The organism is Ferrimonas marina, assembly GCF_900129905.1.
GTDB classification, from domain to species: domain Bacteria; phylum Pseudomonadota; class Gammaproteobacteria; order Enterobacterales; family Shewanellaceae; genus Ferrimonas; species Ferrimonas marina.
The window spans coordinates 178,516-202,457 of record NZ_FQXG01000004.1 but is presented as its reverse complement, the minus strand read 5'-3'; the positions used below and the strand labels follow the sequence as shown (position 1 = coordinate 202,457).

The following is a 23,942-nucleotide window of genomic DNA, read 5'->3' as shown; positions in this document are numbered from 1 at the left end:
CGGTGTGGTTCACTCCCACAGCTTTGAGACAGTCAAATCAACATGGTTATTATTGTTACCGGCGGTGCCGGCTTCATCGGCTCCGCCGTTGTTCGACACATTATCAACGACACATCCAGCACCATCATCAATATCGATAAGCTGACTTACGCTGGCAATCTGGACTCTTTGGCTAGTATTGAAGCGAGCGAACGTTATGTCTTTGAAAGGGCAGACATCTGTGATGCAGATGAGATGGAGCGGATATTCAATCAGTATTGCCCTGATGCTGTAATGCATCTTGCGGCAGAATCCCACGTGGATCGCTCCATCGATGGCCCCGCAGATTTTATCCAGACCAACATCGTGGGCACCTATACATTACTTGAGGCTGCGCGCAAGTACTGGTCTGGGCTCGATGCTAGTAAACAGGCTGCGTTTCGCTTCCACCATATCTCGACGGATGAGGTGTTCGGTGACCTTGAAGGTACCGATGCTTTGTTTACCGAGACAACGCCCTATGCCCCCTCCAGTCCTTACTCAGCTTCAAAGGCATCAAGCGATCATCTGGTTCGAGCCTGGCAGCGGACCTACGGGTTACCGGTTGTCGTTACTAATTGCTCCAACAACTATGGTCCGTTCCATTTTCCAGAGAAGCTCATCCCGTTGATGATCTTGAACGCTTTGGATGGGAAACCGCTACCGGTATACGGGGATGGTCAACAGATCCGTGATTGGCTGTTTGTTGAAGATCACGCAAGAGCGCTGTACCAGGTTTTGACCAAGGGGTTGGTTGGAGAAACCTACAACATTGGTGGGCATAATGAAAAAGCCAATATCGACGTTGTACGCACTATCTGTGACCTCCTGGAAGAGCTGGTGCCGCAGAAGCCTAATGGGATTGAGCATTACCAAGACCTGATCACCTATGTAAAAGATCGGCCCGGGCACGATGTCCGTTACGCCATCGATGCATCTAAGATCGCCCAAGAGTTGGGCTGGAAACCGGAAGAGACCTTTGAGTCCGGTATTCGGAAAACGGTTGAATGGTACCTGAGTAATGAAACCTGGTGGCGTCGCGTTCTGGATGGTTCATACACCAGAGAACGCTTGGGCACGTTGTAAAGAGGCACTAACAGTGAAAGGCATTATTCTTGCGGGCGGTTCTGGAACTCGCCTCTACCCTATTACCAAAGGGATTTCGAAGCAGCTACTTCCGGTCTATGACAAGCCCATGATCTATTATCCTCTGTCAGTCTTGATGCTGGCCGGGATTCGGGAGGTCTTAATCATTACCACTCCGGAAGATCAAGCCGGTTTTGTGCGGTTGCTGGGTGACGGCTCACAGTTTGGCATCTCGTTGGAGTACGCAGTTCAGCCCAGCCCGGATGGGCTGGCTCAAGCTTTTATCATTGGTGAAGAGTTTATTGGTAAGGACCCTGTATGTCTGGTACTTGGCGATAACATCTTTTATGGCCAAGGATTCTCACCCAAGCTCAAGTCTGCAGCAAACCTAACCGAGGGAGCGACGGTCTTTGGCTACCAAGTAAAGGACCCCGAGCGATTTGGTGTTGTTGAATTTGATGAAAACAAACGTGCAATCAGTATTGAAGAAAAACCGGCTAATCCCAAATCTAAATTCGCAGTAACGGGTCTGTATTTCTATGACAACGATGTCGTAGAAATTGCCAAAGGCATTACTCCATCAGAGCGTGGCGAACTGGAAATAACCAGTATAAATCAGGCATACCTAGAGCGAGGCCAATTAAACGTTGGACTCTTAGGGCGTGGTTTTGCGTGGCTTGATACTGGCACACACGAAAGCTTGTTGGAAGCAGCGCATTTCGTAGAAACTATTGAAAAGCGTCAAGGTTACAAAATAGCCTGTTTGGAAGAAATTGCGTTCAATCAAGGATGGTTATCTAAGGAGTCGATAGAAGCGTTAGCCAGACCTATGATGAAAAACGAATACGGGAAGTATCTTATTTCTATAACGGAAGAAGCATAAAATGAGGAACCCTTTTAATCGGCTCCAAAGGGTAGCTAGAGAAAATGTAAATATTGCAGGGAATAACGTTGCGTCTAAGAAGATAACAATTGAAAACAATACTAATCTTGATGCCAACTTCAAAAATAGTAACACCCTGAATGACAATATAATAACCATCATATTTGCGAAGTACACTCCAGTTCATCTAGAAACTGTGTACTCATATGCATTGTGTTCTGTTATAAATCCGAAAATTAAAAAAGTCAATATCATTGTCACGGATGAGTGGAGACCATTTTATAAAAACAATGGTGTGACTCCAATAAAGAAAATCAAGGATGAACTTGAGGCACTATTTGCGAAATCCGACGGCATTGACAGTAATGTTTTTGACAAAATAAATGTGGCCAGAGCCCATAAAGTCAAAGATTTAGAATCAAAGTTGGAAGGAGTTGTATTAAGGTTCGTCGGGGCTAGTGCAGAGTTTTCTTCTTACATTTTTTCAAGAGACATATATAAAGCGTTCCCAACAATTTGCGCTACTTTTAGCCAAAAAGTTGAGGATTCTGTGTATAGAGACGTTCACATTTCTAGCTCTCGTGAAGATCTAGCTAAGGGCTTACTGGCGTACAACCCTCCATCAGTAGCATCTAATGACAAGTCCCAACAGTTACAAGTCATTAATGGTAAAGCGGACGAACTTAAAAAGATAATTGATGTTGCAAAAGACAAGTTCAAAGAAAGAAGCGGTAAGCAAGACGTCATAATATTTGGAGACAGTCACTCTGAGAACTTTGCATTAAATGATCAGATCAAGACTGTTGTTCCAGGTATCAATTTGTTTCGATTTGATATAAACGTTACGTATGGCTCTTCTCTAGTAGGTATTGGTCGTAAAAAGTCGACGTTGAATATCCGCTCGAGAGTATACAACAAAGTAAAAGAAACAAAGCCTGATACTGTAGTTCTTGCATTTGGTCAGGTAGACATTGAACTTGGTCTTTATTTCAGGAAGTACGTAAAAAAGCAAAAACTGACCATCGAGCAGTACTTTGAAGATTTAATATCGTCGTACATCGAATTCATCAACCATCTACCAATTGAGAACAATAGGGTTGTGGTAAAAGGAATTAATCTTCCTGTTCTTTGTTACGATGATGAGAAATGGGCAAAGTACACATCTCGAATCATATCTGAAAATAAGTCACTTATAGATGATGTCGGGATAGTAGAGACGAAGATGTATTCCGAAATGTTTAGTGACCATGAAAGAACTAAACAGGCTCTATTGTTTAACGATAATCTAAGAAAACGATTGGAAAAAGTTGACGTCAAATATTATGACATCAGCCAGGAAACGATTAATGTTTCCACTGGTCTAATTGATGATGATTATATTCCAATTGGTTTTGATCATCATATAATTAAAAGCCTTAAGGTTTCCAAGCTTTACTGGAACGGATTGATTAACGCTATCAACTTTGGTCTAAGTAGGAATTGAAGTTATGAATTTCTTCATTGTTGGTGGGCAGAGGTGTGGTACTACTTGGCTATACGATGCACTAGATTCCCATAACGAAATTTGTATGGCTAAGCCAGTAAGGCCAGAGCCAAAGTACTTTTTAAAAGATAAAGAAGAAATCGATAAGCAAGAATACTTAACGAAGTACTTTGACTTGACTTATGGTTGCCTAGGTGAAAAAAGCACCAGTTACTATGAAACCGAGGCTGCGGCTCTAAACATCAAGGATACTTTCCCAGATGCAAAGATTGTTTTTTGCTTGAGAAACCCAGTTGATAGAGCTATTTCCAATTATTTCTTCTCAAAGCAAAATGGGCTTGAGAGCAGAGATATTGAGTCTGCACTTTTCACTGACGTAGAAGTGAAGCAGAGCTTCAGCACTTCAGTATCCCCATTTGATTATCTGTCAAGGGGATTCTACTCAAAATACATCGAGTATTATGTATCCGTTTTCGGGAAGGAAAACGTATACGTGACCATTCTTGAAGACTTGGTCTCAAACCATGAGAAGTTTGTAGGTCTCCTTGAGTTCATTGGTGTTTCTTCCAATATGGATTTGATTTCAGTTCCTAATCGCCAATTGAATGAATCCAAAAAAGAAGCATACTCTACAGAAAACGTGAGAACCAGGCTTGTAGAACTTTATCGACCCGAAGTAGAAAGGGTAAGTAAATATGCAGACATACAGCATTGGACAGATTTCGTAGGTTAAAAATGATCAAATTTACACAAGCATCAGTTGCAGGAAACGAGTTAGAGTACATAAATGACGCCATTTCCAAAAGAAATCTTGCCGGAGATGGGCAATATACAAAGCGATGTGAGTTGTTGATATCAGAATTACTAGAGTCTGATTCGGAAGTCTTATTAACGCCTTCATGCACTGCAGCATTGGAAATGTCAGCGCTGTTGATTGGAATAAAAGAGGGCGACGAGGTAATTATACCTAGCTACACTTTTGTGAGCACGGCAAATGCCTTTTTGATGCACGGTGCGAAAGTCGTATTTGTCGATGTTGATCCCAACACTATGAATATCGATGTGGAGTTGGTTGAACAGGCTATTACTAACCGAACACGAGCCATTGTTCCCGTTCACTATGCAGGCGTTTCTTGCGACATGGGTAGATTAATGGACATTGCAGAGCGGCATAACATTTATGTCGTTGAGGATGCTGCTCAAGCGCTGATGGCAAGATACAAAGGTGAGCCAGTTGGCACGAAAGGCCACCTTTCTGCGTTTAGCTTTCACTCAACCAAGAACTATACCTCTGGCGGAGAGGGCGGTTGCCTAGTTATTAATGACGCTACTTTCAGAGATAGAGCTCACGTCCTTAGAGAGAAAGGGACCAATAGACGCAATTTCATTGAGGGAACGGTAGACAAGTATACCTGGGTCGACAAAGGCAGTAGCTTCTTGATGTCCGAAATCCAAGCAGCGTTTCTACTTGGACAGTTAGAGTCGGCCGACAAGATTAATATCGATAGAAAGTCTACTTGGAATTTCTACTTCGACAACCTATCAAAAGAAAATTTACCGTTCTCTCTTCCGTCTTATACTCCAGAGATTGAGCACAATGGTCATATGTTCTTCATTAAACTTGAACAGCCTCAAGAGAGACAGCTGCTAATTAAGTACATGAAGGAAAATGGCGTGGAAACACCTTTCCATTATGTTCCGCTTCATTCCTCTCCTGCAGGACTGAAGTACGCATCATTTTTCGGTGAGGATAGATTTACCACACTGGAAAGTTCAAAAATTGTTAGGCTACCTCTTTGGTTTGGTATGACGGATAATGAAAAGCAGAAGGTAGTTGAAACTCTAAAGGCATATTGGCTCTAACGAGTGAATGACTGCGATAGACACTAAATTTTTATTTTCGCATTTTGTTAATTCCCCTATATGTCTATCCGTTGACTATTGATCATTGCTAATTTGTTATTAAATTAACAAGCATAGTCTAGATTGAGTAGAGTTGCTAAGCGTCTAAGACAATCTCCCCCTACCTAAAGTTAACCCTTGAAGTTAATTGATACTCTTTCTTGATGGACCGCTTCTCTAGTTATATAGCTCTAGTATTATTTAGTGTTTAGTTAACTTCAAACATAATGTAGTCGTTTACATGGTCACAGTTATAGATAGAAAATCACTAGCAACTCACTGCAAAAATTTTGCAGAAAACCTTGTCGACACTGATAGTGTGGCAGCGGAAGCCTGTCAAAGATATATATTTGAAGTTGGACATAATAGTTTATTCTCAAGACGGCGATATCCCGGAAAAGATAGGGCAAAGGTAACGGCAGGAACTCCACTTCCTTTGCTTTGTCGCTCTCTGGCTCTAAAATATGAGTATGTAAATCCAGATTTGGCTTTGCATTTTGTAAATCTCGCATCTTCGATAAATCCCAATTTACATTTCTTAGAAAATCTTTCTGAGAGGATTCGTTGTAGAGAAAATAGTACTAGCTCTTTGGTCAGAATAGACAAAGAAGATGGTCTAGTAACTCTTGTTTTAAATTCGTTTGTTAGTAGTGACAGGGATCCTTTTCCATCTTATGTTGCAGGTACCGTTAGGCGTTTTATTGAAAGCGGTCATAGAAAGGTAAATATTCTATTTTCGTTAGACAACCGCAATGGAAAACATGAAACATCATTAAGTAAATGCGTCAACAAACTCTATAAGCATCTCACCAAAGGTGACGAGGAAAAAATTACAGTACTAAATGAAGATGTTTTTGTTGGAAGTAAAGATGTCTCTAAGTGTATTGAGCTACTGAAGAAATCAAATACAAACCTTGTTGTCACATTTACGGGGCCTATTGGGTGTGAGCCACTTTCAAATGTCCTATTTGAAAGTTATCCTATTGTTCTCTGTCAAACAAATAGTCGCTTTATTCCATTCAAGTCCAAGTTCGATCTCGTTTTTCTGAATCATGCCGATAATCTAAAAAAGCTTCCGTTCCTTGACAGTGCAGTCTACATGCCATTCAAAGGAGCTACGCCAGACAAAAAATTCAATATGAGTAAGTCTGATATCGGTGCAGAGAGCACGGTAATCGTTAGTGCGCTAAGTAGGGATAGAATTGGTTTACAGCTCAAGAAAAAACCAGAAATCTTAAGAGAAATTGTCTCTTTCATTAGTGAGAATAACGTTGTATGGCACATACTTGGACAGTCTTCACTGTATGAATGTTATTCGATTGATGAAAGATTGGATCATCTAATATCAGCAAGAAAAATCGTATGCATGGAGTATGTCGATGATTTTCAGGAATACTTGTCAGCATGCGATATATTCTTGAACGTTCCATATGCACCAGGTGGCGGTATAGGAAGTCGTTGGGCAATCGAAAATGGACTTCCAGTTGTAGGTTTACAGGATTCAACTGATGCATCTAGATGGTTAGCAGGAAACTTCTCTCCAGTCAATGTGGCGGATCTATTTGAGCGTATAAAAAAACTTATTGTCAATGACGAAGAGAGAACCAAGCTCAATAAGCTCCAAAAAGAGCTTGTTGAATCTTTCTTTTCAGATGAAAGCATGGCCGAGTTCTCGCAGTACATTAGCTCCGCCAAAAAACGCTTCAGTGAACGCCAGGGAAAAGCAAAGATACTATCTTCTACTGAGTGTTCTAGTCGAAAGGAACCATTCCAGTCTATCGGTAGGAATACCAAGGGAACTCTGGTAGTTGACGACGTATTAGTAAAGTGGGACTTTACTAGTGCATCTGATAGATTGATTGTAACCTTTGGTACTGCTGATAAAGATGCAATTATTTCTAGAGATACCAAGGCTGATCCAGACCTAGATCCCTGGGGCTACAAGTTCGTTCGAAAGTATGGTGATAATGTACTCAGTTTTGCATCCATTGGAAGAGCTAATTGGTACAGAAGCCCTAAGTATCTTGATTTTATAAAAGGTGCCGCGCCAGTTATAAATTCATATGGAGAGATATTGGGCTATGGGATGTCCATGGGGGCATTTGGCGTATCCAGTTTTGCCAATATAATAGAATACTCAAGAGTACTACTATACTACCCTATTAGTACCCTTAATTCAGATCTCGCACCTTTTGAAACAAGATATCAATTTGCGCGATCATTGGATTGGAAAGGCCCCTGCAGTGATGGTGCAGCGTCTGAGTTAAATGGTTACATTATCTATGATCCGTTTCATTACATGGATGCTTGTCATGCTAAGAGATATAAAGGACTGACAAGACTGAGGGCAAACTTTCTTGGGCATGGATTTGCGGATCTTATGAACAAGGATGGTTCAGTAAAGAATACATTTCAACAGTTCTATGATCAGTCTCTGAGTGAACAAAGCTTTGCAGCTACGATTAAAGTCCGTCGGAGAATAGCTAAGTACTATAATACTATGCTATCTGGTCAGAATCGCCATCTAAGTCAGCGACGAACCGAGGTGGTAAAAAACACAAGAAACCTTAATAGACCACTAATCAGGTTGGATAATAGGAGTATGAAGGTGAATCAAAGTTCAGACAAGCAAGAGAGAACTCTGATACTTCACGTAGGTGCTCACAAAACTGGGACGACTACAATTCAACGTTCTCTTGAGGCTGAAGCTGGCAGTCTGAAGAAAAAAGGCGTCGCATTTATACCTTTTTACGAATATCACGGAAAGTATTCGCTAAGAGATTTCTTCAAAAGTGGATGTTCCGGTTCAAAGGAGTGGGAACGCCGATTCACAAATATTAAGAACCCAGTAACTGTAATTTCTGCAGAAGAAATTAGTTTGTATTCAAAGTCTGAGCTAATCAAAGTGCAGAAGTACTTTACGGCATTAGGCTATAATATTGAAACTCATTACTTTATTAGAGAGCCTATCAGTTGGAAACAGTCTGACTGTAAGCAGATTGTTCGTTCCGGTACGGGCTTTCTTGACCAGTCATATAATAAATCTCTCAAGCAGCGATATTTAGACATACCCAAAAAACTGGATTCTGTTTTCGGCTTAGAAAATGTAAGGTTTCATATTTTTGAGGAAGCCATTAAAAATGGTTTGATGAGCTATTTTGTCAATAATTGCATGCTGAATAGCTCGGTATCGATTCGCGAATTGAGACAAAATGAGTCTCTGTCAGACACTGCACTAAAGTTTGCCAATTGGAACAATGAGGTTAGTAAAAAGGGGAGCAACCGCTCGATGCTTTTTTCTGAAATCATTAATTCCATACCAGGGGATACCACAAAGATCTTATTTGGTGTGACTCAATCAGAATGTGATGATGTTAATAAAGGGCTAGAGTATATTGAGTCTAGAATTGGACGGTTTACGTATAAACGAATCACACCTGTATCTGTTGATGGGAAGTCACTTATTTCATTAGAGCAGCAAGATGTGCTTTCTCTATTAAGCCATACAAACGAAAAACTATTAGAGCTTGATGAGAAAATTCCATTGATTCGTGAACTAGCCAAGCAGGCCGAAAGCAAAGGAGAGATTAGTAAGGCCATTGAAATTTTAGAGTTAGCTAAGCTCATCAGGCCAAACGGTCCTTTTATTCTGCAAAAGTTGTCAAAATTAAAATCAAACAACTGAATCTAGTATTTAGCATTGGGTTGATAAATGAGTAATACTACAGCTAAAAAATTGATACTGCATGTGGGCCCATACAAAACAGGCAGCACTTCAATTCAGAGAAACATTTTTAAAAATCGCAACATTATAAAAAATGAATGCAATGTTCATTACTTTGAATATAATTTCGATCATGGCCCCAGCATCAGGAACGCTTTCCATGAAAAGCCCGAAACGCTACATAACAACATCGTCGAAGGTAAGACACTTGAAAAAATAGAACTCGAATCTCGGCAGGTCCTTAAAGCCATTGAGGAAGAAATAGAGAATAGTAAATGTGATACATTCCTCCTTTCAGGAGAACACATTTCTGATCTCAGTGAAAAGTCGCTTGAAAGATTAAAGGAACACTTCTCTCGAAAGTTTTCTGAGTTCCTGATTGTCTACTATCTCCGTGATCCAAAATCTTTAATCCTGTCTGACCTTCAAGAAGCAGTAAAAACGGGAAGGGCTGTGATTGGTGAATGGAAGTTTGATTATATATTGCCTAGGTACCATGCAAAGATAAAGGAGCTTTGCCGTGTATTTGGTAGTGACAATGTGACGTTGCTAAGATTTGAGGATGCAGTTCGCAGCGAAACAGGTTTTGTTCAATACTTCATAAATTCCATCTTTTCTACGCCGATAGAACTTGACGAAGAGTTGAAGGCAAATTCATCGATTAGTAATGTTGGCTTCAACCTTCTTGAGAGGCTTAACGCTGTTTGTCCTTCCGTCAAAAACGGTGTGAGAAATCCAGAAAGGAATATAAATTATGTTAGGTTCCTTAAGGAAGCTAAGGGAAGTAAATTGTCATTGGAAGTACCTTTCGACAAAACCTTCAGTGACAAAATAAATCGTGAACTTAGCAAGCTAGAACGTGATTTTGGAGTGAGCTACCCTCATTATAAGTATACCTCGGAGCATCTTGATGCTGTTACCTTAGGCAACAGTGATCTCTCTTCGTTCTCTCACTATCTCAACCAGCAGTTCAATCATATAGATGATGAGAAAAATGACAGCGCGGATTTGCTCAGAGACGCTGCGCTTAAGTTGGAGTCAGAGGACCTGGACTTTGCCATTAAGTTGATGGAACAGGCGAAGAGGCTTCGCCCCAAAGGTCCATTCATTGATAAGAAGTTAAAAGAGTTCAAGGCAAAAAAGTAGATATGGTCTTCGAATGTTAAGGTTAATAAAAAGAATCACAGCTTTACTGAGCAACATAATTGAGTTGCTTAGGTTTTTTGGTTATTCACTCTGGCATGGACGTAGTCTGAGATTGATCAGTGATAAGTCTAAGAGTGTTGGTGCAAAAGACATCCTTTTATTCTGCACCCTACGGAATGAGGCTCATCGTATTGAATTTTTCCTAGATTATTACCGGAACTTAGGGGTTAAGCACTTCTTTTTCGTTGATAATGGGTCTGACGACAGTTTCCAGGAGTTAGTGTCAAGTCATGATGATGTTACCGTGTATTATACGGAGGCTAGCTACAAGGCCTCCAACTTTGGTATGCATTGGCTTAACCATCTGCTTAGAAAACATGGAACTGGCCACTGGTGCGTTACCTGTGATCCCGACGAATTCCTAGTGTACCCCAAGTCAGATGTGCTGGACCTCTATGACTTGACTACGTACCTAGACTCTAACCATCGCCCATCCTTTTTTACCTTGATGGTCGACATGTACGGTAAAGGTAGCCTGTCTGATTCCAATTACCTCCCAGGAACAAACCCCTTGGAGGTAAACCCCTACTTTGACAAGTACGGTTACTTCTTTACCGAGAATCATCGTTACAACTCCCTTTGGTGCCAAGGTGGTGTCCGCCTACGTACAATGTTCAAGGACAACCCAATTGCAGCACCTGCTATCAACAAGACCCCGCTGGTTAAGTGGAAATGGTACTACTCCTATTTGTCGTCCATGCACATGGCTATTCCGCGTCGATTAAACGGGGGGTTCAAGCACGGGCTTACCGGTGCGGTGTTGCACTTCAAGTTCATCGCGGCATTTCAAGAGAAGATGGTTGAGGAGATGGAGCGAGGACAGCACTATGGTGATTCGGCTGAGTACAAGCGTTACCTCCAGTTCCTGAAAGATTCTCAGAACTACTGCGATGACATGAGTATCGAGTACAAGGGTTGGCAACAACTCGACCAATTAGGTTTAATTAAAGCAAACGAGTGGCGATAGTATGAAACTCGGTTTTATCGTGCTCGCTCATGAGCCATTTGAAAAGCTCCGGCCACTGCTGGACACACTGACTCACCACGATGACGTCGTGGCCCTGCATTACGATCTTAAGACCCCACACCACGAAGATATCAAGCTGATCCGTCAACATTACCCGTCGGTAATCTTTGCAGAGCAAGTTGAAGTGGAGTGGGGGGAAGCTTCCATCGTAAAGGCGACATTGAATGGCATGGAGGCGCTTCGTCGATGTGAAAGTCAGCCTGACTATGTCACGCTGTTGAGCGGCAGCTGCTTCCCGATCAGCGAGCGCGGCAATCTAATAAAGTACTTGGAAGCCAACAATGGTAGCCAGTTTGTTGAATGCGTGGATATTAGAAAGCGCCAGTGGGTTAAAGCTGGATTGGAGAGCGGGCGTTGGAGCTTTTACCACTATCTCAATTGGCGGAAAACGCCAAGACTCTTTAGCCTTTCTGTAAAAATTCAGCGACTTTTCGGAGTCTCCCGCCAGTTTCCTTTTGGTAATACCATGTACATGGGGTCACAGTGGTGGACGCTCTCCATGCCTATGATTTGCCAGATCCTGAATGTGGTTGAAGAGCATAACCTGTTTGATTTCGCCAAGACGACCTGGATCCCCGACGAGTTTTTTTTCCAAACACTGGTTGGTAACTTAGTTGATAGTCGCAGAGATATTAGAGCTCCGCTAATGAACTATCGGTTTAATTGGACAGGTATACCGAAGGTTTACACGCGTTACGATTTCAAGGAACTTGCCGATAGTTCACGAAGCGGTAAATTTTTCACTCGAAAAGTCAAGCATACAGATAGCGCTCTCCTTAAGCGTCTAAAGGGGATCTATCAGAGTGACTCTAACGTGGTGGATACCGAAGAAAGATCTGATTTTTCTGAAGAGGGCAACTGGTTCAAGTGCGATACCTTCAAGCACTGGATGGGCGATTACCCGCTGCCGGTAGTCGTTTTCATTGAGTCCAAGAACTGCTCCAAGACGTTATCGGCTTTTAAGCAGCAGGTGAAGGCGGACTTCCCGGAGTTTCGTGTTTACGGTGAACTGCTGGCCGATGAGTTAATCGATTACAACGACGAAGCACCACTGAGCAACTACGGCGTGGATGACGTTGCACTGCGTGATTACGACTGGCAGGAGTTTCTGGCCCAGATTGCACTGGTATCGCCCAAAGGCTTTGCCTTCAAGTATGGCTTCCGAAAGCTGGAAGGGTACATTGACTCACTCAAGGACGTGGACAGCGTTGCGTTTATCGAACTGGTAGACCATAGCACCATGACCCTCGAGGACATCCGGGAGTCCAAGAAGCTGGAGCGCTACCTGAGCAAACACGCCTGCCAATATAAGCGCCTGTCGGTGGAAGACGTCGACCAGTTCATTGAGTCGGTGGAGGAAAGCCTCAAGGAAAATCTCTATCTGAAGGCAGCGGCGGCGCAAGGTAAGGCTTGAACCGAGTGACTTCAGTATTGATCATTACCCGGACGAAGGACCGTCCGGAATTGCTCGTGCGAGCCCTGGACAGTGTTGACCAGCAAAGCTTCTCCGATTATCTGCACCTGGTCGTCAATGACGGCGGTAACCCAGATGTGCTCGACGCCATTCTTGCCGCCTCACCCAATGACCGACGTAAGGTGATTCACCATCCACACAGCCTGGGCATGGAAGCGGCCACCAACTCTGCACTGCGCGCCCATCAAGCCCGATATGTGGTCGTGCACGATGATGATGACAGCTGGCAACCTGAGTTCCTCTCTGAGGCCGTTGGCTACCTCGATGGCCACGAGAAAGAGACGGGGGTGGTGTGCAACATCCAGCAGGTGTTTGAAAAAGTGGAGGAGGGCAGGGTAACTACCCTCTCTAGTCGGCCCTTTAATCCTGCGGTTGCCCATTTTCTTCGAGACGATTTCTTCGTCGCCAATCAGTTTGTGCCGATCGCCTTTCTTTACCGCTATGCCGTTCACGATGAGATCGGCCTCTATGACGAACGCTTGCGGGTCTGCGGCGACCTGGATTTTCATATTCGGCTGTTGCAGCGCCATAGCATAGGCAAGCTGCCGGGATTTTTGGCCAATTACCACATCCGGGTCGCCACACCGGTGCCGACCTTGAGTAACTCGGTGTCCGATAAGGCGAAACACCTGCATTTTGCTCAACAAGTTATCGAAGCGCATGATCAGCGAACCCTGCTTCAGCGGATGTGCAGCTGGTGGCGCGTCAGGCTTTGGTATCGTGCAAAAAACCTTTTGCTGCGCTTCTGTTTCCGGCTAAATCAAGGGAGGGCCTCCGGTGCCTAATTGTAAACTGGCATGTGTTGGGGCTGGCTTTTCCAATGCGGTGATTGCCCGCCATCTCGCCGAGCTGGGCCACGAGGTTGTGGTGTTTGAAGAGCGCAGCCATGTTGCGGGCAACTGCCATACCGAACGCGACAGTGAAACCGGTGTGATGGTTCATAGCTATGGCCCCCATATCTTTCATACCGATGATGAGGAGGTGTGGGATTACGTGCAACGCTGGGGCACCTTTAAGCCTTACGTCAATCGGGTCAAGGCCACGACACAAGGTGCGGTGTACTCGCTCCCTATCAATCTCCATACCATTAACCAGTTCTTCGGCACTACACTGAGCCCCGCAGAGGCCCGCCGTTTTTTGGCCGCGAAAGCCGATGACAGCATCGGGGAACCTCAATCCTTCGAAGAGCAGGCGCTGAGGTTTGTCGGTCGAGAGCTGTACGAGGCCTTCTTTAAGGGTTACACCCTCAAGCAGTGGGGGCGATCGCCCACTGAGCTGCCCGCCAGCATCTTGAAGCGGTTGCCGGTTCGGTTTAACTACGACGATAACTACTTCAGCCACCGCTTCCAGGGGATACCGGAAGAGGGCTATACCATTCTGGTTGAGCGGATCCTGACCCACCCCAATATTGAGGTAAGACTGGAGAGTCGATTTGACCCTGGGATGGCGTCCACCTTCGACCATATCTTCTATTCTGGCCCCATCGATAGCTTCTTTGAGAACCGCTTTGGTCGCTTAGGCTATCGCACCCTGGATTTTCATCGTGAGACCCACGACGGAGACTACCAGGGGTGTGCAGTGATGAATTACGGCGACGAAGCCGTCGACTATACCCGGATTACCGAGCACAAGCATTTTGCGCCCTGGGAGAGTCACGAGAAAACCACGGTCTACCGGGAGGTCAGCCGCGAACACCAGCCCGGTGACGTGCCGTATTACCCGGTGCGCCTGCTCAAAGAGCAGAATGCCCTGGCGGAGTATGTTAAGCTTGCGCGCGGCTCGCGGGGGGTGAGCTTTGTCGGACGCCTGGGGACATACCGCTACCTCGATATGGATGTGACCATACGGGAGGCGCTCGATGCCGCTCGGCAAGCGGCCCACCATCTCGCCGAGGGCACACCGATTCCAGCTTTTTTTGTTGAACCATTGAAATGACGCCAAGCAACTTCAAGACATCCTTAGCGGCCGTGGTCGTGACATACAATCGCAGGGATGCCCTGAAGGAAACGATCCAAGCCTACAACCGGGCAGGGGTGGATAGCCTGGTCGTGGTTGATAACGCTTCAACCGATGGCACCGAGGAGTACCTCCAAGCAGCCAAGAAAGCCCTGGGCGGTATGCTTCATGTGATCCGAACTGAGGAAAACCTCGGTGGTGCCGGTGGTTTTCACCTGGGCATCCAGTACGCTCGCGATCATCAGCTCGGAGATTGGTTAGTCATCTCAGATGATGACAGCTATCCCAAGCCGGAGTCACTGACCCTGTTCAAGCAGCGCGTCGAAGCGGGCGTCTATCCCGGGGGGATGGTCAGCGCCAAGGTGAGCTTCCCCAATGGCGATCTCTGCCCGATGAACCGGCCGATGGCGCAGCCCAGTGTTCGCAAGGCGTTGAGCAACTGGCTGAGTGGCGGACGTCCGTCCCAGATTCAAGGTGATTCGCTCTCCGCTAACGGGATTGAGCCGATCCTGGCGGCCTCCTTTGTCGGTATGTTTGTCCAGCGCAAAGTGCTGGAACAGACCGGCGTCCTGCCACAAAGTGACTTCTTCCTCTACTGGGATGACATCGCTTTTTGTCTTGATATGGGCAAGGCGGGCCAGGGTATCGTTTTTGACCCTGGACTGGACTTCGTTCATGATTGCCCCCGCTCCTCGGCCCAGTTGGCCGGGCAGCGACTGTATTTCATGGTGCGCAATGGCTACCGAACCATTGCCCGATTGCCTTTGAAGGTTCGCTTAGCCGCTTACCCCTATAAGACCATCAATTGGCTGTATCTGGCGCTGAAGAGCCGGTCGCTTGGCTGGTATCTAAAAGCATTGAAAGAGATTTGATTTGCGTCGCATTGTTATCGTTTCCAACACATCCTGGTTCGTCCACAACTTCTTTCTCGCCTCCATCACGGAGTTCATGCGGGACGGCAACAGCGTGACCGTTGTTGCCCCGGAAGACGACACCTCCAGTAAGCTCGTTGAGTATGGCTGTGGGTTCGTGCCGGTACAGATGGATCGAACCGGGATGAACCTGATCAAGGAGTTCGGCACCTTAAGCACCTTTTATCGGGTGTTCAAAGAGCACAAGCCGGACTGCGTGTTGAACTTCACCGTGAAGGTCAACATCTATTCCACCATGGCGGCCCGGGCATTGGGCATTCCTGTGGTGAACAGCGTCGCGGGCCTGGGTCAGGTGTTCCTGGACTCTGGACTCAAGTCTCTGGTGGGCAAAAGCATGCTGAAGCTCACCCAGCCGCGGGCACAGCACACCGTGTTTCAGAACGGCCACGACCTCGATACCTACCTCAAGCATGGCCTGGTCAAGGAGAGCAAGACCTCCCGAACCAATGGCATCGGGATCCGGTTGGGTCACTTCCGCCCCCATGCGGCGCCGGACGATGGGGTGGTGCGCTTTATCGTGGTGTCACGCATGATCTACAGCAAGGGGATTGCCGAGTTCGTCAAAGCCGCGGAGAAGGTGCGGGCGCACTATGACTTCAAGGCTCGGGCCGGCATCGAGACCCCCAAGCTCGAGTTCTCCCTGCTGGGTTTCACCGATGAGGGTAACCCCCAGGCGATCAGCCCTGAACAGCTGCAAGTCTGGCACGACGAAGGCGCAGTAAACTACCTGGGGCGCACCGATGACGTGTTCTCCGTGGTGAAGGACTATGACTGCGTAGTCCTGCCTTCCTTCTACCGGGAAGGAGTGCCCCAGTGCCTGATCGAAGCCGCGGCCATGGCCAAGCCCATCATTACCACCGACAACGCGGGCTGCCGGGATACCGTCGAGGACGGCGAAACCGGCCTGCTGGTGCACCCCAAGGATGTGTCGGATCTGGCCAGTGCGATGATCACCATGATCGACATCGGTCATGAGCAGCGCCTGGAGATGGGCCGCAAGGCCCGTGAAAAGGCAGCTCGAGACTTTTGCCACCTGCGTGTGGCGGAACACTACCTCAACAAGATTGAAGAGGTGTGCACCAAGTAGCCGCGGTCGGCGGCGGCCATCGTCCTTGGCAACCCCAACTGGAACGATGGCGTTTCGGAGCCACAGCCAGCATCGTCACAGTAAGCTGGCAATGTGAGCGCACCGAGCCAACATTTATATCTTATGACGGGCAAGATCTTGATTGCGGGTGGTGCGAAAGGGTAGCATCCCCGCCGTTGCCAATGGCTTGCCCGAGACACCGTTAAGACGGAACCCAACTCAAAGAGAAGTGTGATGACCAGTTATAACTTGACGCATTTGAAAGCGTTGGAAGCCGAAAGCATTCATATCATGCGGGAAGTGGCCGCCGAGTTCGACAACCCGGTGATGCTGTACTCCGTGGGTAAGGACTCCTCTGTGCTGCTGCACCTGGCCCGCAAGGCCTTTGCACCCGGCAAGATCCCCTTCCCCCTGATGCACGTGGACACCGACTGGAAGTTCCAGGAGATGATCCGTTTCCGCGACCACATGGCGGAAAAGTACGGCTTCGATTTGCTGGTCCACAAGAACCCGGAAGGGATGGCGATGGGGGTGGGTCCGTTCACCCACGGCAGCGCCAAGCACACCGACATCATGAAGACCCAGGGCCTCAAGCAGGCGCTGGACAAGTACGGCTTTGACGCCGCCTTTGGTGGCGCCCGTCGTGACGAAGAGAAGTCCCGCGCCAAGGAGCGTGTCTACTCCTTCCGCGATAAGAACCATCGCTGGGATCCGAAGAACCAGCGCCCGGAGCTGTGGAACGTCTACAACAGCAAGGTCGACAAGGGCGAGAGCATTCGCGTCTTCCCGCTGTCCAACTGGACCGAGCTGGATATCTGGCAGTACATCTACCTAGAGAACATCGAGATCCCGGAGCTGTACTTCGCCAAAGAGCGCCCGGTGGTTGAGCGTGACGGCACCCTGATCATGGTGGATGACGATCGAATGCCGCTGGAAGAGGGCGAGCAGCCGGAGAACAAGATGGTGCGCTTCCGTACCCTGGGCTGCTACCCGCTGACCGGTGCGGTGGAGTCCAACGCCCAGACCTTGCCTGAGATCATCCAGGAGATGCTGCTGACCAAGACCTCCGAGCGTCAGGGCCGAGTCATTGACCATGACTCCGCCGGCTCCATGGAGAAGAAGAAGATGGAAGGCTACTTCTAAGCCATCTTCCAAGGTTTCGCTGACACTCTGACAGATTTACTGGCTCCGGTTTGAGTCCGGGGCCCCAAAGGGGAAAGACCATGAGCCACAGCTCTGAGCTGATTGCATCTGATATCGAGCAATACCTGCAACAGCATGAAAACAAACAACTGCTGCGCTTTTTGACCTGCGGCAGTGTGGATGACGGCAAGAGCACCCTGATCGGGCGCCTGCTGCACGATTCCAAGATGATCTTTGAGGATCAACTGGCCGCCATCAAGAACGACTCCAAGAAGTTCAACACCACCGACGAAGAGTTTGATCTGGCGCTGCTGGTGGATGGCCTGCAATCCGAGCGTGAGCAGGGCATCACCATCGACGTGGCCTACCGCTACTTCTCCACCGAGAAGCGTAAGTTCATCATCGCGGACACCCCGGGACACGAGCAGTACACCCGCAACATGGCCACCGGCGCGTCCAACTGCGATCTGGCCATCGTGATGATCGACGCCCGTCACGGTGTGCAGGTGCAGACCCGTCGCCATAGCTTCATCGTCTCCCTGCTGGGCATCAAGCAGGTGGTCGTGGCCATCAACAAGATGGACCTGGTCGACTTCGACGAGCAAGTCTACAACGACATCAAAGCCGAGTACCTGGCCTTCTCCGAAAAGCTGAACATCGACTCCATCCAGTTCGTGCCGATCTCCGCTTTGAAAGGCGACAACGTGGTGGATCGCAGCCAGCGCTCTCCCTGGTACCACGGTGATACCCTGATGGAGATGCTGGAGTCTGCTGAACTGGCCAAGACCCAGAACTTTGACGACTTCCGCATGCCGGTTCAGTACGTCAACCGCCCGAACCTGGATTTCCGTGGCTTCTGCGGCACCATCACCAGCGGCGTGGTTCGCAAGGGCGATGAGATCACCGTGCTGCCTTCCGGCAAGAGCTCCAAGGTGAAGGAGATCGTGACCTTCGAAGGTGAGCTGGAGGAGGCGTACGCGCCGATGGCCATCACCCTGACCCTGGAGGACGAGATCGACATCAGTCGCGGTGATGTGCTGGTGCACAGCAATAATAAGACTGAGGTCAGCGATGCCGTCGAGGCCACCATCGTGTGGATGGCGGAAGAGCCGATGGTGGCGAACAAGCAGTACGACTTCAAGCTGGCGACCCGCCAGACTGCTGGCTCTGTCAGCAACATCGATTACCGCATCGACGTCAACACCCTGGAGCAGCAGGACGCCGTTCGCCTGAATCTCAACGAGATTGCCCGTTGCCAGGTGCAGCTGAGCCAGGCTGTTGCCTTTGACGCTTACGACAAGGCCCGTGGTACCGGCTCCTTCATCATCGTCGATCGGCTGACCAACAACACCGTTGGCGCCGGCATGATTGTGGCCAAGGGCCAGTCCGGTGAGAAGGTCAGCAACCTGCAGATCAGCGAGTTCGAACTGGAGCTGAATGCTCTGATCCGTAAACACTTCCCGCATTGGGATGCCAAGGATCTGAGAGAGTTCCTCAAGTAAGATGACGTTCTCGTCCTGGTTGGTGGTGGCGACTTTTGTCGCCACCATTGCCGCGCTGTTAAAATATCAGTCCTCTCCCGGGCGTGTGTTCGGGGTAGTGCTGATTTTTTTGCTTTTAAGCGGCCAAGTAAATCAAACCCAAATGCTCGCCAGTGTCGCTAACCCAGGGCTTATCACCTTGGTGTTGCTGATGCTCTGCTCCATCGCCCTGGAAAAAACCCGGCTGCTGCGGGTGATTGCCACCCGGGTGATCCGTCCTGGCTACAACGCCACCTGGTTTCGCCTGTTTGGTTCCATCTCGCTGTCATCGGCGCTGCTGAATAACACTGCAGTGGTGGCGACCATGCTCAACCCGGTGCGCAACAATCCTTACCATCCGGCTGGCCGGCTGCTGCTGCCGCTGTCCTATGCGGCGATCCTGGGGGGCACACTGACCCTGGTGGGAACCTCCACCAACCTGGTGGTGGACAGCCTGTTGCGGGATACCGCCGGCCATGGGCTGCGTTTCTTCGACTTCACCCTGATCGGCATCGCCTTGGTACTGGCTTGCGGTAGCTTGCTGTTTATCCTCAGTCGCTGGTTGCCCGACACCAAGATCGCCGGTGACGATTACCACGACTATTTTGTGGATGTGAAGGTCGATGCCGACTCCAAGTTAATTGGGCGCACCATCGAGGAAGCGGGGTTACGTCACCTCGAGTCTTTGTTCCTCGTTGAAGTCGTGAGGGCAGGGCGGTTGATCAGCCCGGTGCTGCCGACCGAGCAGATCCAGCCCGGTGATCGGCTGGTGTTCAGTGGCGATGTCAGCAAGGTGATGCAACTCAACCAGTTCCATGGCCTCTCCATGTTCGCCGATGCCAATGGCCTGCTCAGCACCAACCTGTCCGAGGTGGTGATCCGCCCCGGCAGTGTGCTGGAGGGCAAAACCCTGAAGGATTCGGGCTTCCGGGCGCTGTTTGATGCCGCCGTGGTGGCCATCCGTCGTCACGGCGAGCGGGTGTCGGGTAAGCTGGGAGATGTGGAGCTTCGGGCAGGCGACTTTCTGGTACTGGCCGTGGGCCAGGACTACGCCACCCGACATAACCTCGATAAAAACTTCATCCAGCTCAGCGGCGTTGAGCCCGACAGCCGCTTGCACGGCTGGCGAGAGTGGCTGGCGGTGGGTGGCTTTGTCTGCACCATCGTGGCCGCCGCCGTGGGGGCCGTAGACCTGCTGCTGGCCCTGGCGGTGCTGCTGGGGGTGCAGGTGTTGAGTGGTACCGTGAGCGCCAACGACATCCGCCGTCGATTCCCCCTGGAGATCTGGCTGATCGTTTCCACCGCACTGATGATGTCCTTCGCCCTGATTGACACCGGGCTGGTGCAATCCTTGGTAACCCAACTGGACAGTGCCCTGTCGGAGGATCACCTGTTTGCTCTGCTGGCGTTGGTGTTCTTCCTCACCGTCATCTTGACCGAGCTGGTCACCAACAATGCCGCTGCGGCCTTGGTCTTCCCCATCGCCTACAGCCTGGGCGTTGGGCTGGGGGTCAATCCCATGCCGTTTGTGATGGCCGTCGCCTTTGGTGCCAGTGCCAGCTTTATGAGCCCCTACGGCTACCAGACCAACCTGATGGTGTTCAATGCCGGTCGATACCGGCTAACCGATTACATTCGTATTGGCCTGCCGATCTCCTTGATGTACGCGGCGGTGACCCTAACCCTTTTGCCCCTGGTTTACCCGTTCGGGTAAGCGAGAAGGAACCCTATCCATGGAACAAACAAGCTCTAACGTAAAATGGCATGCGCACTCGGTAGATCACGCCCAGCGCGTTCAGATGAAAGGCCACCAGCCCGCCATCCTGTGGTTTACCGGCCTCAGTGGCTCTGGCAAATCCACCATCGCCAACGCCGTGGACGCACTGCTTCACAAGCACGGCTGCCACACCTACCTGCTGGATGGCGACAATGTCCGTCACGGTCTCAACGGTGACCTGGGCTTCAGCGACAAGGACCGGGTTGAGAATATCCGTCGTATCGGTGAGGTGGCTAAGCTGTTCGTTGATGCCGGGCTAGTGGTCTCCACCGCGTTTATCTCCCCCTTTGTGGCCGATCGCAAGATGGTTCGTGAGATGTGCCAAGAGGGTCAGTTTGTTGAGGTGTTCGTGGACACCCCGCTGGATGTCTGCGAAAGCCGTGACCCCAAAGGCCTCTACAAGAAGGCCCGTAAGGGTGAGATCCGCAACTTCACCGGCATCGATTCTGCCTACGAGGCGCCAGTTCAGCCGGAGGTGCACCTGAAAACCGCGGACCAGTCCATTGAGGCCAGCGCCCAGCATGTGGTCGACTTCCTGGTGGCCCAGGGTCTGGTGACCCTGGCGGAGTAAAGCATGCATTACGACGTATTTAACGGCGATGCCGATGGCGTTATCGCGCTGCTGCAACTGCGCCTGGCCGAGCCGAAAGAAAGTACCCTGATCACCGGGGTGAAGCGTGATATCGCCCTGCTGAAGCGGGTTCCGGTCCAAGCGGGTACTGAGGTGACCGTACTGGACATCTCCATGGAGAAAAACCAGCCGGCGTTGGACGACCTGCTCGCGGCCGGTGCGACGGTGCAGTACTTCGATCATCATCGACCGGGTGTGATCCCGCAGCATCAAGGCCTTCAGGCCAGCATCGACATGGATCCCAACACCTGTACCGCACTGTTGGTGGACGCAGCGCTCAATGGCCAGTTTCGCCTGTGGGCCATCACGGCGGCGTACGGCGATAACATGATCGCCAGCGCGGATCGTCTTGCCGAGGAGGCTGGCTTGTCCAGCGCCCAATCGGCGCTGCTTCGTGAGTTCGGCGTGCTGCTCAACTACAACGGTTACGGTGCCGAGGTGGCGGATCTGCATTTTGCGCCGGATGCGCTGTTTGAGGCGTTGCTGCCCTATCGCGACCCCTTTGATGCTATCGCCGATCCTGCCTCTCCTTATCATACCCTCAAGCAAGCCTACGCTGAGGACATGGCCAAGGCCGAGGCGGCACAGCTGCTGGCCGAGGACGCAGTGAGTGCCGTTTACCTGCTGGGCGGTGAACCCTGGTGCCGGCGCGTCAGTGGTGTATTTGGCAACGAGCTGGCCAACCGTCACCCAAGCCGTGCCCACGCAGTGCTGACTGAGAATGCCGATGGCAGTTACCTGGTGAGCGTGCGGGCGCCGCTGGAGAACAAGGACGGCGCGGACGAGGTCTGTGTTGCCTTCCCCACCGGCGGCGGGCGCAAAGGCGCAGCCGGCATCAATCGACTGCCGGCCGATTCTCTGGATGATTTTATCCAGTGTTTGAGCCGTCGCTATAAACCGTCAAACTAAGCGGTTAAGCTGCACAGATTCTCTGCCAGACCTGGCGACTGGTGCGAAGGTCGTTCGCGTCGGTCGTTCGGGTTGGCAGCGCAAAGTAAGAAGTAGGTAAGGGTCAAACATGGCTATTCTGGTAACCGGCGGCGCCGGTTATATCGGCTCCCACACTGTGGTGGAGCTGCTCAACAATGGCGACGAGGTCATTGTTCTTGATAATCTTTGCAATAGCTCGCGTGAGGCACTGAACCGCGTTGAGCGGATCTGTGGCAAGCCAGCCACCTTCTACCATGGCGACATCCGCGATGGCGCCATGCTGGAGTCCATTTTTGCTGCCCACCCGATCGATTCGGTCATTCACTTTGCCGGCTTGAAAGCGGTGGGGGAATCGGTCTCCAAGCCGGTTGAGTATTACGATAACAACGTTACTGGCTCCCAGGTGTTGTTGGCCGCCATGCTCAAGGCCGGTGTGCACAAACTGGTGTTCAGCTCTTCGGCCACCGTTTACGGCCAGGATGCGCCGGTGCCCTACGTCGAAACCCTGAAAACCGGCGGCACCGTGAATCCCTATGGCACCTCCAAGTGGATGGTGGAGCAGATCTTGATGGATGCGGCCAAGGCCCATCCCGAGCTTTCCATCGCCCTGCTGCGCTATTTCAACCCTGTGGGGGCACACCCTTCTGGCTTGATTGGTGAAGATCCCCAGGGGATCCCCAATAACCTGCTGCCCTTTATTGCCCAGGTGGCGGTGGGTAAGCGCGATGAACTGGCCATCTTTGGTGATAATTACCCCACTGCGGACGGCACCTGTGTTCGCGATTACCTGCACGTAGTGGACTTGGCCATTGGTCATGTCAAAGCATTGCAGTGGCTCGCTCAGCAAAAAGGGGCGGAAGCCTTCAACCTGGGCACCGGTGATGGCCAGTCGGTACTGCAGATGGTGGCGGCCTTTGAACAGGCTTCCGGAGCCAAGATCCCCTATCGGATTGCTCCGCGTCGGGACGGCGACCTCGCTGCTTTCTGGGCCGATTCAGATAAGGCCAAGCAAGAGTTAAACTGGACGGCAGAGCGCAGCCTGTCGGAGATGATGGCCGACACCTGGCGTTGGCAGTCCAATAACCCAAGCGGATACTCAGATTCCTGATACCGCTGGATGGCCACGATCTGCCTGGCGCTCCAACCGGTCGCCGGGTATTCTC

18 protein-coding genes and 1 pseudogene are annotated in these 23,942 nt (G+C 49.7%); all 19 read left to right on the top strand.

What is annotated here, in order from left to right; genetic code table 11:
- Nucleotides 1-42: 42 nt before the first annotated feature.
- The 19 genes and pseudogenes from rfbB to galE all read left to right on the top strand — a co-directional run bounded on the left by rfbB (nt 43) and on the right by galE (nt 23,887).
- Complete coding sequence (rfbB, locus tag BUC04_RS10970) at nt 43-1,104, top strand: dTDP-glucose 4,6-dehydratase (RefSeq protein ID WP_067656737.1); 1,062 nt, start codon at nt 43-45, stop codon at nt 1,102-1,104.
- 13 nt (nt 1,105-1,117) lie between these two features.
- On the top strand, nt 1,118-1,987 hold the full coding sequence (rfbA, locus tag BUC04_RS10965) for a glucose-1-phosphate thymidylyltransferase RfbA (protein ID WP_200804681.1): 870 nt from the start codon (nt 1,118-1,120) through the stop codon (nt 1,985-1,987).
- Nucleotide 1,988: 1 nt separating this feature from the next.
- Nucleotides 1,989-3,470, top strand: a complete 1,482-nt coding sequence (locus BUC04_RS10960; protein WP_067656731.1) for a hypothetical protein — start codon at nt 1,989-1,991, stop codon at nt 3,468-3,470.
- A 4-nt stretch (nt 3,471-3,474) separates the two neighbouring features.
- The gene (locus tag BUC04_RS10955) at nt 3,475-4,203 is read left to right on the top strand and encodes a sulfotransferase family protein (protein ID WP_067656728.1); all 729 of its coding nucleotides are present in this window, start codon (nt 3,475-3,477) and stop codon (nt 4,201-4,203) included.
- Nucleotides 4,204-4,205: 2 nt separating this feature from the next.
- Nucleotides 4,206-5,333 (top strand): dTDP-4-amino-4,6-dideoxygalactose transaminase, encoded by a 1,128-nt coding sequence (gene rffA / locus BUC04_RS10950; RefSeq protein ID WP_067656725.1) that lies wholly within the window; start codon nt 4,206-4,208, stop codon nt 5,331-5,333.
- A gap of 280 nt (nt 5,334-5,613) precedes the next feature.
- On the top strand, nt 5,614-9,057 hold the full coding sequence (locus BUC04_RS23665) for a glycosyltransferase family protein (RefSeq protein WP_143165683.1): 3,444 nt from the start codon (nt 5,614-5,616) through the stop codon (nt 9,055-9,057).
- 27 nt (nt 9,058-9,084) lie between these two features.
- Nucleotides 9,085-10,242: a hypothetical protein gene (locus tag BUC04_RS10940; protein WP_082766572.1), complete on the top strand. Its 1,158-nt coding sequence runs from the start codon at nt 9,085-9,087 to the stop codon at nt 10,240-10,242.
- 112 nt (nt 10,243-10,354) lie between these two features.
- The gene (locus BUC04_RS10935; RefSeq protein ID WP_159437689.1) at nt 10,355-11,269 is read left to right on the top strand and encodes a glycosyltransferase family 2 protein; all 915 of its coding nucleotides are present in this window, start codon (nt 10,355-10,357) and stop codon (nt 11,267-11,269) included.
- A gap of 1 nt (nt 11,270) precedes the next feature.
- Nucleotides 11,271-12,743 carry a beta-1,6-N-acetylglucosaminyltransferase gene (locus BUC04_RS10930; protein ID WP_067656713.1) on the top strand — a complete coding sequence of 491 codons (1,473 nt, stop codon included), beginning with the start codon at nt 11,271-11,273 and terminating at the stop codon, nt 12,741-12,743.
- Nucleotides 12,744-12,748: 5 nt separating this feature from the next.
- Nucleotides 12,749-13,588, top strand: a complete 840-nt coding sequence (locus tag BUC04_RS10925) for a glycosyltransferase family 2 protein (RefSeq protein WP_234977389.1) — start codon at nt 12,749-12,751, stop codon at nt 13,586-13,588.
- On the top strand, nt 13,581-14,738 hold the full coding sequence (gene glf / locus BUC04_RS10920) for a UDP-galactopyranose mutase (RefSeq protein ID WP_067656707.1): 1,158 nt from the start codon (nt 13,581-13,583) through the stop codon (nt 14,736-14,738). The genes BUC04_RS10925 and glf overlap by 8 nt, the downstream gene beginning before the upstream one ends.
- Entirely contained in the window at nt 14,735-15,631 is an 897-nt protein-coding gene (locus BUC04_RS10915; protein WP_067656704.1) for a glycosyltransferase, read from the top strand. Before glf ends, BUC04_RS10915 begins: the two co-directional genes overlap by 4 nt.
- A gap of 1 nt (nt 15,632) precedes the next feature.
- Complete coding sequence (locus BUC04_RS10910; protein ID WP_073325862.1) at nt 15,633-16,778, top strand: glycosyltransferase family 4 protein; 1,146 nt, start codon at nt 15,633-15,635, stop codon at nt 16,776-16,778.
- A gap of 228 nt (nt 16,779-17,006) precedes the next feature.
- Nucleotides 17,007-17,921, top strand: a pseudogene (gene cysD, locus BUC04_RS10905) (sulfate adenylyltransferase subunit CysD); the annotation flags it as partial.
- An 80-nt stretch (nt 17,922-18,001) separates the two neighbouring features.
- On the top strand, nt 18,002-19,423 hold the full coding sequence (gene cysN / locus BUC04_RS10900) for a sulfate adenylyltransferase subunit CysN (RefSeq protein WP_067656698.1): 1,422 nt from the start codon (nt 18,002-18,004) through the stop codon (nt 19,421-19,423).
- Between the two features lies 1 nt (nt 19,424).
- Nucleotides 19,425-21,155 carry an SLC13 family permease gene (locus BUC04_RS10895; RefSeq protein WP_067656695.1) on the top strand — a complete coding sequence of 577 codons (1,731 nt, stop codon included), beginning with the start codon at nt 19,425-19,427 and terminating at the stop codon, nt 21,153-21,155.
- A gap of 19 nt (nt 21,156-21,174) precedes the next feature.
- On the top strand, nt 21,175-21,789 hold the full coding sequence (gene cysC / locus BUC04_RS10890) for an adenylyl-sulfate kinase (RefSeq protein ID WP_067656692.1): 615 nt from the start codon (nt 21,175-21,177) through the stop codon (nt 21,787-21,789).
- A gap of 3 nt (nt 21,790-21,792) precedes the next feature.
- Nucleotides 21,793-22,758, top strand: a complete 966-nt coding sequence (locus BUC04_RS10885; protein ID WP_067656689.1) for an acetyltransferase — start codon at nt 21,793-21,795, stop codon at nt 22,756-22,758.
- A gap of 109 nt (nt 22,759-22,867) precedes the next feature.
- Nucleotides 22,868-23,887, top strand: a complete 1,020-nt coding sequence (gene galE / locus BUC04_RS10880; RefSeq protein WP_067656686.1) for a UDP-glucose 4-epimerase GalE — start codon at nt 22,868-22,870, stop codon at nt 23,885-23,887.
- Nucleotides 23,888-23,942 lie beyond the last annotated feature (55 nt).

What these genes read in the sequence shown, in the direction of transcription:
- rfbB (WP_067656737.1), top strand. Translation starts at nt 43, where the DNA reads ATGGTTATTATTGTTACCGGCGGTGCCGGCTTCATCGGCTCCGCCGTT.
- BUC04_RS10960 (WP_067656731.1), top strand. Translation starts at nt 1,989, where the DNA reads ATGAGGAACCCTTTTAATCGGCTCCAAAGGGTAGCTAGAGAAAATGTA.
- BUC04_RS10955 (WP_067656728.1), top strand. Translation starts at nt 3,475, where the DNA reads ATGAATTTCTTCATTGTTGGTGGGCAGAGGTGTGGTACTACTTGGCTA.
- rffA (WP_067656725.1), top strand. Translation starts at nt 4,206, where the DNA reads ATGATCAAATTTACACAAGCATCAGTTGCAGGAAACGAGTTAGAGTAC.
- BUC04_RS23665 (WP_143165683.1), top strand. Translation starts at nt 5,614, where the DNA reads ATGGTCACAGTTATAGATAGAAAATCACTAGCAACTCACTGCAAAAAT.
- BUC04_RS10940 (WP_082766572.1), top strand. Translation starts at nt 9,085, where the DNA reads ATGAGTAATACTACAGCTAAAAAATTGATACTGCATGTGGGCCCATAC.
- BUC04_RS10930 (WP_067656713.1), top strand. Translation starts at nt 11,271, where the DNA reads ATGAAACTCGGTTTTATCGTGCTCGCTCATGAGCCATTTGAAAAGCTC.
- BUC04_RS10915 (WP_067656704.1), top strand. Translation starts at nt 14,735, where the DNA reads ATGACGCCAAGCAACTTCAAGACATCCTTAGCGGCCGTGGTCGTGACA.
- cysN (WP_067656698.1), top strand. Translation starts at nt 18,002, where the DNA reads ATGAGCCACAGCTCTGAGCTGATTGCATCTGATATCGAGCAATACCTG.
- BUC04_RS10895 (WP_067656695.1), top strand. Translation starts at nt 19,425, where the DNA reads ATGACGTTCTCGTCCTGGTTGGTGGTGGCGACTTTTGTCGCCACCATT.
- cysC (WP_067656692.1), top strand. Translation starts at nt 21,175, where the DNA reads ATGGAACAAACAAGCTCTAACGTAAAATGGCATGCGCACTCGGTAGAT.
- BUC04_RS10885 (WP_067656689.1), top strand. Translation starts at nt 21,793, where the DNA reads ATGCATTACGACGTATTTAACGGCGATGCCGATGGCGTTATCGCGCTG.
- galE (WP_067656686.1), top strand. Translation starts at nt 22,868, where the DNA reads ATGGCTATTCTGGTAACCGGCGGCGCCGGTTATATCGGCTCCCACACT.